The sequence below is a fragment of the Micromonospora sp. NPDC047557 genome (genome assembly GCF_043205095.1).
Classification (GTDB): domain Bacteria; phylum Actinomycetota; class Actinomycetes; order Mycobacteriales; family Micromonosporaceae; genus Micromonospora.
Window position 1 is genome coordinate 1 of sequence record NZ_JBIDDK010000018.1, and the last position, 13,659, is coordinate 13,659.

The window sequence follows — 13,659 nt, forward strand, 5'->3', positions numbered from 1 at the left end:
CAGGACATGCCCCTGACCCAGGCCGCGCAGACCGTACAGGTCTCCGCGTACCCGGACGCCTACGCCCAGTGGGAGCAGCAGGCCACCGACCTCGTCGCCCAGCACTGGAACAGCTGACCCACCGCACGAACCGACCGATGGCCGGCACCCGAGAACGGGTGCCGGCCATCGGCATGCGAGGGCTGATCAGGTGGCGCTGATCGTGCCGGTCAGCAGGAGAGCCAGGACCAGGGTGCCCAGCGCGACCCGGTACAGCACGAAGACGTACAGGGTGTGGTGGGCGACGTAGCGCAGCAGCCAGGCGATGGCCGCGTAGCCGATGCCGAAGGCGATGGCGGTAGCCACGATCGTCTGGGCCACGGTGGGCACGGACGTGCCCGGGGCGGACGGTTCGAAGACGTCGCCGAGGCTGAACACCCCGGACATCACCACCGCCGGAATGGCCAGCAGGAACGAGTAGCGCGCCGCCGCCTCCCGGGTCAGGTTGAGCAGCAGGCCGGCGGTGAGCGTGCCGCCGGAGCGGGACACCCCCGGGACCAGCGCCATGGCCTGGGCGAAGCCCATGACCACGCCGTCTTTCATCCGGAAGTTCTCCAGCGTGCGCGTCTGCCGGCCCCAGTACTCGGCGAACGCCAGCACGAACGCGAACACGATCAGGGTGGTCGCCACCACCCACAGGTTGCGCCCGGCGGTCTTGATCTGGTCCTTGAAGAGGAACCCGAACAGCCCGATCGGGATCGAGCCGACGATCACGTACCAGCCCATCCGGTAGTCGAGGCTGGAGCGCACCGACTTGTCGCGCAGCCCCACCAGCCAGGTACGGGTGATCCGCCAGATGTCCTTCGCGAAGTAGATCAGCACGGCTGCCTCGGTGCCGAGCTGGGTGACGGCGGTGAACGACGCGCCGGCGTCGCGGTCGAAGAAGATCGCCGAGGTGATCCGCAGATGCCCCGACGAGCTGACCGGCAGGAACTCGGTCAGCCCCTGGACGACGCCCAGGACGATGGCCTCGATCCAGGTCACTCGCCGACTCCGGAGAGGTCGAGCGCCTCGGCGACGGTACGCAGGGTCTGCACGCCGCTGTCCCGGTCGGCCACGAACAGAGTCACCGACAGCGTGGTGACGCCGGAGGCGGCGTACTCCCGCAACCGTTCGGCGATGCGCTCCTTCGGGCCGAGCAGCGAGGTGCGGTCGATGAACTCCATCGGCACCGCGGCGGCCGCGTCGCGCTGCCGCTTGGCCAGGTACAGGTCCTGCACCTCGCGGGCGGCGTCACCGTAGCCCATCCGGGTGGCGAGCTGGTTGTAGAAGTTCTGGTTCCGGCTGCCCATCCCGCCGACGTAGAGCGCGGCGTACCAGCGCACCAGCTCGGCACAGGAGGCCACGTCGTCGCCGACGACGACCGGCACGGAGGGCACCACGTCGAAGCCGGCCAGCTCCTTGCCGGCCTTGGCCCGCCCGGCGGCCACGGCGGCGAGGTGCTCGTCGGCGAACTCCGGGGCGTAGAACACGGCGAGCCAACCATCGGCGATCTCGCCGGCCAGCTCCAGGTTCTTCGGCCCGACCGCGGCCAGGTAGATCGGGATGTGTTCGCGGGGTGGGTGGAAGCTCAGCCGCAGCGCCTTGCCGGGGCCGTCGGGCAGCGGCAGCGTGTAGTGCTCGCCGTCGTACGCCACCTCCTTGCGGGCGATGGCCAGCTTGACGATGTCGACGAACTCGCGGGTCCGGCCCAGTGGCTTGGCGAACCGCACACCGTGCCAGCCCTCGGAGACCTGCGGGCCGGAGACGCCGAGGCCCAGCCGGAACCGGCCGCCGGAGAGCGCGTCGATGGTGGCGGCGGTCATCGCGGTGGCGGCCGGCGTACGGGCCGGGATCTGCATCACCGCCGCGCCCACGTCGATCCGTTGCGTCTGGCCGGCCATCCAGGCCAGCATGCTGGGCGAGTCGGAGCCGTAGGCTTCCGCCGCCCACACCACCGAGTAGCCGAGGCGATCCGCCTCCTGGGCCAACGCCAGGTGGTCGGCCGGCGTGCTCCACGCCGTCTGGTATCCGAGGCTGAGCCCGAGTCGCACTGGTCCTCCCCCATCCGTGGCACAGGTCGCACCAGGTTACGCAATGCCGAAAACGGACCCGATCACCGGCTCACCGCCAATGATCCCCCGTCCGTCGCGGTGCCCGCCGGAGGCGGAACCGGCAGAACCGGCAGAGATGACGGGAGCGAGGATATCCGTGGCGGCGGGTTCGAAATAAGGTTCACCCATGCAACAGCGACCGCTCGGCCGAAGCGGGCTGGCGGTTTCGCGGCTCGCGCTCGGCACCATGACCTGGGGCCGGGACACCGACGCCGACGATGCGGCCGCCCAGCTGAAGAGTTACCTGGACGCGGGCGGCAACCTGATCGACACCGCCGACGTGTACGGCGACGGCGACGCCGAGTCGGTGATCGGGTCGCTGCTGGGCACCCTCGTTCCGCGCGACGAGCTGTTGATCGCCACCAAGGCGGGCCTGCGCCCGGGCAGCGGCCGGCGTCGCGACGGCTCCCGGGGCCACCTGCTGCGCACCCTCGAGGCGTCGCTGCGTCGGCTCGGCACGGACCACGTCGACCTGTTCCAGGTGCACGGGTACGACCCGGACACCCCGCTCGAAGAGACCCTCGCCGCGCTGGACCACGCGGTGGCCAGCGGGAAGGTCCGCTACGTGGGGGTGTCGAACTTCTCCGGCTGGCAGACCGCGCGGGCCGCCGCCTGGCAGACGGCCTGGCCGGGCCGGGCGCCGGTGGTCGCCGCCCAGGTGGAGTACTCGCTGCTGGAGCGGGGCGTGGAGCGGGAGGTGCTGCCGGCGTGCGACGCGCTGGGCCTCGGCGTGCTGCCCTGGTCGCCGCTGGGTCGGGGCGTGCTCACCGGCAAGTACCGGCACGGCCGGCCGGCGGACTCGCGGGCAGCCTCGCCCCACTTCGAGCGGTTCGTCGCCACGTACCTGGAGCCGCGCTGCTCGAGCATCGTGGAGGCGGTGGCGACCGCGGCCGGCGGCCTGGGGGTGTCGCCGCTGGAGGTGGCGCTGGCCTGGATCCGGGACCGACCGGGGGTGACCGCGCCGATCCTCGGCGCCCGGACGGTCGGGCAGCTGCTCGGCGCGTTGCAGGTCGAGCGGATCACGCTGCCCGAGGAGATCACCACCGCGCTGGACGACGTCTCGTCGGTGCCCATCGGCTACCCCGAGCGCGACGGGTGACACGCGGGCGCGCACCGGACCGGCGCTGACCGGAACGCCTGGGGACCGCGGGCGGCTTCCGCGCGGCGAAGACCACGCGCGGGCGCCCGGGGCGGCACGAACCACGCAGGGCAGCGGCGTTGGTCACCCCGCAGGGGGTGGCGAACGGCCGCTGGGCTGGGCAGCATGGACGGCATGGACTACGAGTACGCGCCGCTGCGGCTGCCGCCGAACGTCGACCGGTTGACCGCCGCGGCGCAGTTGGCGATCCAGGCGGAGTTCTCCGGATGGGAGTTGGCCCGGGTGCGGCTGTTCCGTGACGGCACGCGGCAGGTCATGCTGCGCCGTCGGCGGGTCAACCAGCCGCAGCCGGGCCTGTCGTACTGACGCCGGGCCGGGACGGGCGGTGACACGCCCGGGGCCCGAACCGCGAACGGTTCGGGCCCCGGGCCTCACACGGCCTCGTGCCTGGCTCTCGGTCGGTCCGCGGCGCAGGAGCCCCGGCGATGGCCGGCCGAAGGGCAGGGACGCCAGCCCTAGTGCTGGTGCCCGGCGTGGTCGTGGTCGTCGTCGAGCTCCAGGAACGGGTGCTCGTCGAGTCGACCGACGAGCCGGTCGTCGCTCGCCGGCTGGAACGGGCCGACGGCGTCGTCATCGTCGAACGACTCCAGGTCCACGGGTGTGCCCACCTCGCTGACCATGACCACCCCGTCGAGGGGCTCCAGCTCGGGGACGTCCAGCGCGCCGAGCGAGCCGTCGCCGCTCTGCAGCAGCTCCAGCACCGCCTCGCCGACGCCCTCCACCGGCGCCGGCTCGTCGTCCTCCGGGGTGCCCTCGCGCCGGGCCGCCTCGGCCGCCCGCAGCAGCGCGGAGATGCTCGGCACCCGGTAGTCGCGGCGTTGACGTACCGAGATCACCCGCGGGTGGGGGTCGCTGGCCTCGGCGCCCTCGCCGCCGAAGCGCTCGTCGGCCTCGTCCGGGTCGATCGAGTCGACGTCCCACGGGGTCACCTCGCCGAAGGCGTCGAGCAGTTGCTCGTCGTAGGCGAAGGACGCGTTGTTCAACGCCACGTACGCCTGCCAGACGTCGTCGTCGTCGACGCGGCCCTGCGCGGCGCGTACGGCGGCCAGGTGGTGGCGGGCCGCTTCGATCACCCGCTCGAGAGCGGCGTCCAGCTCACCGTGCTGGTCGGTCATGTGGGGCAGTCCCTTCACGATGGGGAGGTAACGCGCCGGGTGCAGCTACCGGACACGGTTAGCAGGTCCGGAGGAACCGGTCGAGAACCCGCACGCCGAACTGTAGTCCGTCGACCGGAACGCGCTCGTCGATGCCGTGGAACAACGCCGAGAAGTTCAGGTCGGCGGGCAGTCGCAGCGGCGCGAACCCGAAGCAGCGGATGCCGAGCTGCGAGAACGCCTTCGCGTCGGTGCCGCCGGAGAGCATGTACGGCACCGGCCGGGCACCCGGGTCCTCGGCGCGCAGCGCCGCCGACATGGCCTCGACCAGGTCGCCGTCGAAGGTGGTCTCCAGCGCCGGCTGTCGCTGGACGTACTCGATGGCGATGTCCGGGCCGACCAGCTCACGCAGCTGCCGCTCCAGCAGCTCGGACTGGCCGGGCAGGCTGCGGCAGTCGATGGTGGCGGTGGCGCGACCGGGGATGACGTTGTCCTTGTAGCCGGCGCTGAGCCGGGTCGGATTGGCCGTGTTGCGGATGGTCGCCCCGATGATGTTGGCGATCGGGCCGAGCTTGGCGATTGCCGTCTCCGGGTCGTTCGGGTCCAGCTCGATGCCGAGCAGGTCGGAGACCTCGGTCAGGAACGCCCGTACGGTGTCGGTGACCACCACCGGGAAGCGGTGCCGGCCGATGCGGGCCACGGCCTCGGCCAGGGCGGTGACGGCGTTGTCGTCGTGCACCATCGATCCGTGCCCGGGACGGCCCTTGGCGTGCAGCCGCAGCCAGTCGATGCCCTTCTCGGCGGTCTCGATGAGGTAGAGCCGCTGGCTGTCGTTGACCGAGTAGGAGAAGCCTCCGACCTCGCCGATCGCCTCGGTGCAGTCGTCGAACAGGCCGCGGTGGTTCTCCACCAGGAAGCGCGCGCCGTAGTCGCTGCCCGCCTCCTCGTCGGCGGTGTACGCGAGCACGATGTCGCGCGGAGGCCGTACGCCGGTGCGCTGCCAGTGCCGCACCACGGCGAGCACCATCGCGTCGAAGTCCTTCATGTCGATGGCGCCACGGCCCCACAGGTAGCCGTCGCGCTCTTCGCCGGAGAACGGGTGCACGGACCACTCGTCGGCGTCGGCGGGCACCACGTCCAGGTGGCCGTGCACCAGCAGCGCGCCCCGGCTCGGGTCGGCGCCGGGGATGCGGGCCACCACGTTGGCCCGGCCGGGGGCGGACTCGTGCAGGACCGATTCGACGCCCACCTCGGCGAGTTTCTCCGCCACGTACTCGGCGGCGCGGCGCTCGCCGACGCTGGTGTCGTTGTCCCCCGTGTTGGTGGTGTCGATGCGCAGCAGGTCGCGGCAGAGGTCCACGACCTCCGCGCTGGGGTCCGGTCGGGCGGAGGCGGCGTCGCTCGTCATCGCCCCTTCATACCAGCCCGGGGTGACCGGCGGGCGGGCGCACCGGCGGGACGGGGCCGGGCATTCACCTCGGCGGATCCGCGCGACGGTTTCGCGGCGTCCGCGTTCGGGTACCGCCGCCCACGACCGCACATCCCCTGCCGGAGCTTCCGCCCGCCAGTCGAGGAGGGCACCATGTCCGCCGTCCCCCTGCCCCCGTTGCCGCCCGCGCCCGCACCCGAGGAGGGTTACCGTCCCGGTGGCCGCAGCATCGCCGACATCGTGGACCGCGAACACCGGCAGCTGCTGGCTCTCGTGGACCAGCTGACCGGCCCGGACGCCACGCCGCAGGAGGGGCTGGCGGTGCTCACCGCCGCGCTGTCGCGACACATCTCCGCCGAGGAGCAGTACCTGCTGCCGGCGGTGCGGGCGGCCCTGCCGGATCAGGCGGGCCGGGTGGACGCGGAGATCGACGCTGACGCCGCGCTGCTGGCCGCCCTGAAGGGGCTGTCCGACGAGACGCTGACCGAGGTCGCCGAGCGGGTCCGCCGCCACGTCGACGGGGTGGGCGCGCTCGTGGCCGAGTTGCGCGCGGTGGCCACCGGGGAGGAGCTGATCCGGCTGGGCAACCGGTTGGAGATCGCCGAGGAGGCCGCGCCGACCCGGCCGCACCCGGGCACCCCGGCCACACCGCCGTGGAACCGGATCGTCGAGCCGGCGGTGGGTGTGGTGGACAAGGTCCGTGACGCGGTGACGCGGCGGCCGACGTACCTGGCGGACCTGCCGGAGCCGCCGCGCGACTGAAGCGCGGGCCGCGCCGCAAAATGCATTCAACGTCACCGATCCGCTTGGCCTCTTCCGCAGGCTGCGACGTGGTCCTACCGTCACCGTATGAACCTGGAGCTGCGACACCTGCGGGTGGTCTGCGCGATCGCGGAGACAGGGAGTGTGACCAAGGCGGCGTCGGCGCTCGGGCTCGCCCAGCCGGCGCTCACCGCTCAGCTCCAGCGGATCGAGCGGACGCTGGGCGGGCCGCTGTTCGACCGGGATCGGCGCGGCGCCCGGCCCACCGCGCTCGGTGAGCTGGTGCTCGCCCGGGCCCGGGTGCTGCTGCCGGCGATGAAGGGCCTGCAGGACGAGGCGGCACGGCTCGCCGGCGCGGGCGCGGCGCCCCGCTGCTATCGCCTCGGCGGGGTGAACAGCCCGATCCTGGGCCGGTTGGTGCACCGGCTGGCCGCCGAGCAGCCACCGGCCCAGATCACCACGTACGCCTCGTGGTCGGTCGACGAGCTGGCGCAGTTGGTGGCCGGCGGGCGGTTGGACTTCGCCCTCACCGGCGTGTGCGGCGACGCCACCCCGTCGGCCGCGTTCGGGTTGAGCTGGCGGGAGGTGGCCATCGACCCGGTGCTGGTGCTGCTGCCGGAGACCCACCCGCTCGCCGAGCGGGCCGAGGTGCGCCTGGCGGACCTGGGTCACGAGCAGTGGGTGGCCGCGCCGGGCGACGGCTGCTTCGGCGACTGTTTCGCCGCCGCGTGCGCCCGCGCCGGCTTCACCCCGCGCAAGGTGTACGAGACCGACATCCGCGGCTGCGTCGATCTGGTGGAGGCGGGCGTGGCGGTGGCCCTCTGCCAGGCGACGTTCCGCCCGGTCGCCGGCCTGGTCACCCGACGGCTGGCCGGTGTCCCGCTGCGCTGGCGGCTGTTGCTGGGGTGGCATCCGGACTCGCCCGCCGCCGGGGACGCGGAGCTGGTGCTGGCGACGGCGAAGGCCGCGTACACCGACTCGCTTGCCCCGCACCCCACCTACCTGGACTGGCTGGTGCGCAATCCGGGTTTCGGCGTCCGGCAGCCCAGCGGGGTGTGAGCGCCGACGGGAGGTCTAGCGGGGCGCGGTGACGGGTTCCTCGTCCCCGGACGGGGGCGTGGCGGACCGTGGCGTGAAGAAGCGGACGAGGTCGTCGGCCGCCGTCGGGGACAGCATCATCGCCTGAACTCGCGCGCACATCTCGGCAATCGGCTCGATCCTCGCGAACATCGCCTCCTCGTACGCCCGGATCGCCGCGTCCGGGTCGGCGGGGCTGGCGGCGAGTTCGCGTGCGAGTTCGGCGGCGTCCAGCATGGCCTGGTTGGCGCCCTCGCCGACCGGCGGCATGAGGTGCGCGGCGTCACCGAGAAGGGTGGTTCCCGGCTGGTGGGCCCAGCGCGCGCCGACCGGCATCGCCTCGACCCGGCGCGGCGTCGGCGGGCTGTCGGCCGCGTCGATGAGGGCGGTGAGACGGGCGTCCCAGCCGTCGAACAGGCCCAGCAGGGCACGCTTGTCACGGTAGGCGTCGAGGTCGCGGTCGTCGGCGGGCAGGGAGATCCCGACCCGGATGCTGCCGTCGCCGAGGCGTTGCGCCGCGAGGATCTGGTTCACGCCGACGCCCCACAGGTTTCCGGGGCCGACAAGCTCGGCGAGGTCCGGGTGGCGTCGGTCGGCGTCGTGGATGGTCAGCTCCACGTGGCTCGACACATGGGACAGACCCACGTCGGTCAGCAGCCCCCGGACGACCGAGCGCGCGCCGTCCGCGCCGATGAGGATGTCGCACTCGGCGCGGTGGCCGCCGTCGAAGGTCAACCCGAAGCCCCCGCCCGGCCGTGGCGTCGCCGCGACGAGGCGGTGCCGCCACACCACCGCGTCGGGCGGCAGCGAGTCGAGCAGAAGATCACGCAGGACGGTGCGGTCGATCTCGGGGCGGCCGGCGAACGAGCCGGGTTGGGGCCTGTGGTGCACGAGGGTGCGCCCGGCCGGGTCGAGGATGCGATGCTCCTCGCCCTCGGGCCGCGCCTCGGACCGGAACCGGTCGTCGAGACCCGCCTCGGCGAGGGCCAGTTGCCCGGACTCCGGGTGCAGGTCGAGCATTCCGCCCTGGGAGCGTGCGGATCGACTCGCCTCGCGTTCGTAGACCACCGCGTCGATGCCGTGCCGGTGCAGGATCCGTGCCAGCGTCAGGCCGCCCAGGCCACCACCGGCGATCGCCAGTCGCATCGTCATGGCCTTACCGTACACTGTATCGCGTGGATACATCGTACGGTAGTGAGGTCGTGCCCATCTGGGAACGCCCGGAGCCCCAGCCCCGGGCGACGCCGGTGCCGTTGAGCCGCGCGAAGATCGCCGCCACGGCGATCCGGCTCGCTGACGCGCACGGCCTCGACGGACTGTCGGTTCGCAAGATCGCGAAAGAGCTCGGCGTCGGTCCGATGCGGCTCTACGACTACGTGGCCAACAAATCGGAACTGCTCGACCTGATGGTCGATGCCGTCTATGCCCAGATCGCCGAGACAGGGCAGCACTCCGGGTGGCGGGCCACGCTGCTGGCCGTCTTTCGGCGAACCCGCGCCGCCGCCCTCGACCACGAGTGGTTCTCCGACCTGCTCGGCGGGCGGCCACACCTGGGCCCGCACGCGCTGGCCGTGGGCGAGATGAGCGCGGCGGCCCTCAGCCAGGCCCCCGGCGTACGCGGCATCGACGACCTCCAGCGGGCCCTGGGCGCCCTCAACGCCTTCGTCGTCGGCGCCCTGCGCCGAGAGGTCACCGAGCGGCGCACCGCCCGCTTCACCGGCACCGACGTCAGCGCCTGGCAGGCCAGCCTCGGCCCCTACCTGACCCGCATGCTCGACACCGGTCGCTACCCGACCGTCGCCCGGCTCGTCATCGAGGGCGCCCACCTCAGCGCCGAGGAGACCTTCGACCACAACCTGACCACCATCCTGGACGGCATCACCGGCCACCCCCACCCGGCAGGCGGCACGGGCGAGTAGTCCCGGCCACGCGGCCCGGACGTCGGCTACTGCCTGGTCGGTGGCGGTGCGAACGGCCGCTGTCGGGGTATCTGGCGGACATGACCGATCTCTACCCGCCCGCCGACGACCGGGAACTGCTCCGCCAGGCCGCCGCCGCGCACACCGCCGCCACCCGCCAGGTGGAGGCGTTCCTGCGCCGGCTGCCGGAGGTGCCCGACCCGGCCGACGTCACCGAGTACGCCAACCTGCTCACCCGGGAGGACCAGACCCGGGGCGAGCGCGACGCCGCCGCCGACGCGGCGGGGCTGACCATCGGCAGCCTGGAGTCCGACCAGGGCCAGTAGCGGCATGCGACGGTGCCGTCCCGCACCCGGGACGGCACCGTCGCGTACGGCATCGCTCAGCGTTCGACGAGAGGGTCGTGGCCGAGGTCGAGCAGCGAGTGCCGCCAGTTGTCGTCGGCGTTGCCGCGCTGGGGCTTGGCGTCCATCAGCTCGCGGATCCGCTCGACCGCCTCCCGCATCACCTCGATGTCCTCCGGGGTCAGGTCGACCTTGCGCTTGTTGAGCACCTTGAGGATCTCCCGTCCCGGCTGGGGCAGGTCGAGGTCCGGGTTCGGGCTGAACGACTCCTCGCCGGAGCCCCGGGTCAGCAGCCAGGTGCGCAGCTGCTCCGACGGGACGTTGACCTCGGCGTGGAAGTCCTCCCAGAGCACTTCCACCTCGGGATCGATCCGCGTGTCGCGTACCATCAGGTCTCCTCTCGACGATGGTGACCCGACGTCTCCGGGTCGTCCTGGTCGGTCTTCGGATGCAGGCCCTCGGCGGGCACCCGCGTGCGGCGCGGGTTCGCGGTCGGGGGCGCCAGGATCGGGTCGGGATGGTCCTCGTCGTCGTCCTCGTCCCGGGGCTTGGCGGACTCCGCGTGCTCACGCGGGTCCTCGTGGTCGTCCCGTCGCGCCGGCCCGGTCATCGCGGGTGTGTTGTCGTGGCGGCGGTGTACCCCCGCTCACCTGCGGTCACGTCGAAGGTGAGCTGCCCGTCGCGGGCGTCCACGATGACCTTCTGCCCGGGCGAGATCGCCGACTCCAGCAGCATCCGCGACAGGTGGTTGTCCACCTCCCGCTGGATCACCCGGCGCAGCGGACGGGCCCCGAACTCCGGCTGATAGCCGTGCTCGGCCAGCCAGTCGATGCCGGCGTTGGTGAACTCCACCTGGATGTCCTGGGCGTGCAGCCGGCGGCGGGTCTCCTCCAGCAGCAGCGCGGTGATGTCGCGCAACTGCTCGGCCTCCAGCCGGCGGAAGATGATGACCTCGTCGATGCGGTTGAGGAACTCCGGCCGGAAATTCTCCTGCAGGCGGCGCATCAGCCGTTCGCGCAGCTCGTCGTTCTCCTGCTCGCTGCCGGGCGCGCCGGTGCCGAACCCGACGGCCCGCTGGGTCCCGGTGATCAACTCGGAGCCGAGGTTGCTCGTCATGATCAGGACGGTGTTCTTGAAGTTCACCGTGCGGCCCTGACTGTCGGTGAGCCGCCCGTCGTCGAGCACCTGGAGCAGGATGTTGAACACGTCCGGGTGGGCCTTCTCGATCTCGTCGAGCAGCACCACCGCGTACGGGCGGCGGCGCACCGCCTCGGTGAGCTGACCGGCCTCCTCGTAGCCGACGTACCCGGGCGGGGCGCCGACCAGCCGGCTGACCGTGTGCCGCTCCTGGAACTCGCTCATGTCCACCCGGACCATCCGGTCCGCCTCGCCGAACAACGCCTCGGCCAGGGCGCGGGCCAGCTCGGTCTTGCCGACGCCGGTGGGGCCCAGGAACAGGAAGCTGCCCATCGGGCGTTCCGGGTCGGCCAGCCCGGCCCGGGAGCGGCGCACCGCCTCGGCCACCGCGGTGACCGCGGCGTCCTGGCCGACCACCCTCTCGTGCAGGTGGCCCTCCAGGCGCAGCAGCCGGTCTCGTTCCTCCTCGGTGAGCTGGCTGACCGGGATGCCGGTGGCCCGGGAGACCACCTCGGCGATCTCCTGCGGGCCCACCTCGGGCACCTGCGAGGTCGAGCCGTCCGCGCCCCTCGCGCGGCGCATCTCCTCCTCCAGCTCGGAGATCCGGTCCCGCAGCGCCGAGGCCCGTTCGTACTGCTCGTCGGTGACGGCCTGCTCCTTGTCCCGGCGTACGTCGTCAAGCTGCTGTTCCAGCTCCCGCACGTCGGACGCCGGGGTGCGGGTGCGCAGCCGGACCCGGGCGCCGGCCTGGTCGATCAGGTCGATGGCCTTGTCCGGCAGGAACCGGTCGGTGACGTACCGGTCGGACAGCTCGGCGGCGGCGACCAGCGCCTCGTCGGTGAAGCGCACCTGGTGGTGGGCCTCGTACCGGTCGCGCAGGCCGCGCAGGATGGCGATCGTGTCGTCGACGCTGGGCTCGGGCACCAGCACCGGCTGGAACCGCCGGGCCAGCGCGGCGTCCTTCTCGATGCTCTTGCGGTACTCGTCGAGCGTGGTCGCGCCGATCACCCGCAGTTCGCCCCGCGCGAGGGCGGGCTTGAGCATGTTGGACGCGTCCATTCCGCCCTCGCTGCCGGCCCCGCCGGCGCCGACCAGGGTGTGGATCTCGTCGAGGAAGATGATCAGCTCGTCCCGGTGCGCCCGGATCTCGTCGATCACCTTCTTGAGGCGCTCCTCGAAGTCGCCCCGGTAGCGGGTGCCGGCGACCAGACCGGCGAGGTCGAGCTGCACCACGCGCTTGCCGAGCAGGGTCTGCGGCACGTCGCCGTCGCAGATCCGCTCGGCCAGACCCTCGACGATTGCGGTCTTGCCGACACCGGCCTCGCCGATCAGCACCGGGTTGTTCTTGGTGCGCCGGGACAGGATCTCCACCGCCTGCTCGATCTCGTCGGCCCGCCCGATCACCGGGTCGATCTGGTCGGCGCGGGCCAGGTCGGTGAGGTCCTGCCCGTACTGGTCCAGGGTGGGTGTGCCGCGGTCCGGCTTCGGCCCGGTCATCGGACCGCGTTCGGCGTTGGCGGCCTGCAACGACTCGGGCTGGATCCGGCCGGCGGCCAGCATCCGCCCGGCCGGCGACTCGGGGTTGAGCGGCAGGGCCATCAGGATGTGCTCGGGGCCGATGTAGTTGGCCCCCATCGCCCGGGACAGTTGGTGGGCGTCGAGCAGCGCCCGTTTGGCCGCCGGGGTCAGCGACAGGTTGGGCGGCACCTCTCCGCGTGGCGCGCCGTCGCCCTTGCCGCCCAGCGCGTTGAGCAGGGTGTCCGGGTCGGCGCCGGCCCGGCGTACCAGGTCGCGCAGGGGTTCGCGTTGCAGGGCAGCCCAGAGCAGGTGGTCGGTGTCCAGGTCGTTGCTCTGCCGCTGCGCGGCGCGGCGGGCCGCGTCGGCCAGCATCTCCCGCGCGTCGGCCGTCATCAGTCGGGTGATGTCGACCCGGTGCGGCGGTCGGCGTCCTCCCTCACCCCGGCCGAAATACCGGGCCAGGAATTCGTCCCACGGGTCGGAGCCAGGGTCACCGGGTCCCATCATGTCTGTCCTCCGCAGTCAGGCGCGGCACGGTCGGCAGGGGCTACCCGGCACCCGGCCCGACAAACGCCGCACGCGGCGGCGCACTCCGCGTTCTGGAGTGGCGTCCGGCCGGCGCCCGCCCCCGGGTGGCAGGCTGACGCCATGACTGAGAACCCGCTGCTGATCGTGGACGGCGCCAATGTGGTGGGCTCCCGCCCCAACGGATGGTGGCGGGACCGGGCCGGGGCCGCCGCCCGGCTGCGGGACTCGCTGGCCCCGGTGGCCGCCGCGGGCCTGCCCGCCCGTCTGACCGCCCCGGTCGAGGTGGTGCTCGTGGTCGAGGGCGCCGCCCGGGACGTGCCCGGCACCGACGACGTCCGCGTGGTCTCCGCCCCCGGCTCCGGCGACGACACGGTGGTCGAGCTGGTGCAGGCGGCGCCGCAGCGCCGTCGGCTGGTCGTCACCGCCGACCGGGAGCTGCGCGAGCGGGTCACCGCCCTCGGCGCCGAGGTGTACGGCCCGCGCTGGCTCCGCGATAATTGAGAAGTTCTCGTACTGGGACTCCCACAGAACGGACTCCCGGCACTTCAGGTGGGTTAACG

Annotated in this window: 15 protein-coding genes; 7 read left to right on the top strand and 8 right to left on the bottom strand. The window is 72.7% G+C overall.

Annotated elements, in window-relative coordinates; all coding sequences use genetic code 11:
- Positions 1-186 precede the first annotated feature (186 nt).
- Positions 187-1,023 carry an undecaprenyl-diphosphate phosphatase gene (locus ACGGAQ_RS29100; RefSeq protein WP_355137073.1) on the bottom strand — a complete coding sequence of 279 codons (837 nt, stop codon included), beginning with the start codon at positions 1,021-1,023 and terminating at the stop codon, positions 187-189.
- Positions 1,020-2,072, bottom strand: a complete 1,053-nt coding sequence (locus ACGGAQ_RS29105) for an LLM class F420-dependent oxidoreductase (protein ID WP_393054686.1) — start codon at positions 2,070-2,072, stop codon at positions 1,020-1,022. Before ACGGAQ_RS29105 ends, ACGGAQ_RS29100 begins: the two co-directional genes overlap by 4 nt.
- A 187-nt stretch (positions 2,073-2,259) precedes the next feature.
- Between ACGGAQ_RS29105 and ACGGAQ_RS29110 the strand changes: the two genes are divergently transcribed.
- Entirely contained in the window at positions 2,260-3,231 is a 972-nt protein-coding gene (locus ACGGAQ_RS29110) for an aldo/keto reductase (protein ID WP_393054688.1), read from the top strand.
- A gap of 174 nt (positions 3,232-3,405) precedes the next feature.
- The gene (locus ACGGAQ_RS29115) at positions 3,406-3,597 is read left to right on the top strand and encodes a DUF5703 family protein (protein WP_039906151.1); all 192 of its coding nucleotides are present in this window, start codon (positions 3,406-3,408) and stop codon (positions 3,595-3,597) included.
- Positions 3,598-3,746: 149 nt separating this feature from the next.
- Here ACGGAQ_RS29115 and ACGGAQ_RS29120 read toward each other — a convergent pair whose 3' ends face one another.
- Together ACGGAQ_RS29120 and ACGGAQ_RS29125 are read right to left on the bottom strand one after the other, a co-directional pair.
- Positions 3,747-4,406, bottom strand: a complete 660-nt coding sequence (locus ACGGAQ_RS29120) for a hypothetical protein (protein ID WP_266241932.1) — start codon at positions 4,404-4,406, stop codon at positions 3,747-3,749.
- A 58-nt stretch (positions 4,407-4,464) separates the two neighbouring features.
- Positions 4,465-5,793, bottom strand: coding sequence for a M20/M25/M40 family metallo-hydrolase (locus tag ACGGAQ_RS29125; protein ID WP_393054691.1), 1,329 nt, complete (start codon positions 5,791-5,793; stop codon positions 4,465-4,467).
- 174 nt (positions 5,794-5,967) lie between these two features.
- Here ACGGAQ_RS29125 and ACGGAQ_RS29130 point away from each other — a divergent pair, with 174 nt between their 5' ends.
- Both ACGGAQ_RS29130 and ACGGAQ_RS29135 read left to right on the top strand, forming a co-directional pair.
- Complete coding sequence (locus ACGGAQ_RS29130) at positions 5,968-6,576, top strand: hemerythrin domain-containing protein (RefSeq protein ID WP_393054693.1); 609 nt, start codon at positions 5,968-5,970, stop codon at positions 6,574-6,576.
- 87 nt (positions 6,577-6,663) lie between these two features.
- On the top strand, positions 6,664-7,635 hold the full coding sequence (locus ACGGAQ_RS29135) for a LysR family transcriptional regulator (RefSeq protein WP_393054695.1): 972 nt from the start codon (positions 6,664-6,666) through the stop codon (positions 7,633-7,635).
- A 15-nt stretch (positions 7,636-7,650) separates the two neighbouring features.
- Here ACGGAQ_RS29135 and ACGGAQ_RS29140 read toward each other — a convergent pair whose 3' ends face one another.
- A complete protein-coding gene (locus ACGGAQ_RS29140) occupies positions 7,651-8,805 on the bottom strand; it encodes an FAD-dependent oxidoreductase (protein ID WP_393054697.1) in 1,155 nt (384 codons plus the stop codon).
- Between the two features lie 23 nt (positions 8,806-8,828).
- On the opposite strand from ACGGAQ_RS29140, the gene ACGGAQ_RS29145 reads away from it, so the two are divergent.
- Complete coding sequence (locus tag ACGGAQ_RS29145; RefSeq protein WP_393054699.1) at positions 8,829-9,572, top strand: TetR/AcrR family transcriptional regulator; 744 nt, start codon at positions 8,829-8,831, stop codon at positions 9,570-9,572.
- A gap of 80 nt (positions 9,573-9,652) precedes the next feature.
- Entirely contained in the window at positions 9,653-9,898 is a 246-nt protein-coding gene (locus tag ACGGAQ_RS29150) for a hypothetical protein (protein WP_234582022.1), read from the top strand.
- A 56-nt stretch (positions 9,899-9,954) separates the two neighbouring features.
- On the opposite strand, the gene ACGGAQ_RS29155 is transcribed toward ACGGAQ_RS29150, so the two are convergent.
- The 3 genes from ACGGAQ_RS29155 to ACGGAQ_RS29165 are packed head-to-tail and all read right to left on the bottom strand — an operon-like array spanning position 9,955 to position 13,078.
- Positions 9,955-10,305 (bottom strand): DUF3140 domain-containing protein, encoded by a 351-nt coding sequence (locus ACGGAQ_RS29155; protein WP_393054702.1) that lies wholly within the window; start codon positions 10,303-10,305, stop codon positions 9,955-9,957.
- The gene (locus ACGGAQ_RS29160) at positions 10,305-10,526 is read right to left on the bottom strand and encodes a hypothetical protein (protein ID WP_354860347.1); all 222 of its coding nucleotides are present in this window, start codon (positions 10,524-10,526) and stop codon (positions 10,305-10,307) included. The genes ACGGAQ_RS29155 and ACGGAQ_RS29160 overlap by 1 nt, the downstream gene beginning before the upstream one ends.
- Positions 10,523-13,078, bottom strand: coding sequence for an ATP-dependent Clp protease ATP-binding subunit (locus ACGGAQ_RS29165; RefSeq protein ID WP_393054705.1), 2,556 nt, complete (start codon positions 13,076-13,078; stop codon positions 10,523-10,525). The genes ACGGAQ_RS29160 and ACGGAQ_RS29165 overlap by 4 nt, the downstream gene beginning before the upstream one ends.
- Before the next feature lie 141 nt (positions 13,079-13,219).
- Between ACGGAQ_RS29165 and ACGGAQ_RS29170 the strand changes: the two genes are divergently transcribed.
- Positions 13,220-13,600: a hypothetical protein gene (locus ACGGAQ_RS29170; protein WP_393054707.1), complete on the top strand. Its 381-nt coding sequence runs from the start codon at positions 13,220-13,222 to the stop codon at positions 13,598-13,600.
- Positions 13,601-13,659: the final 59 nt, after the last annotated feature.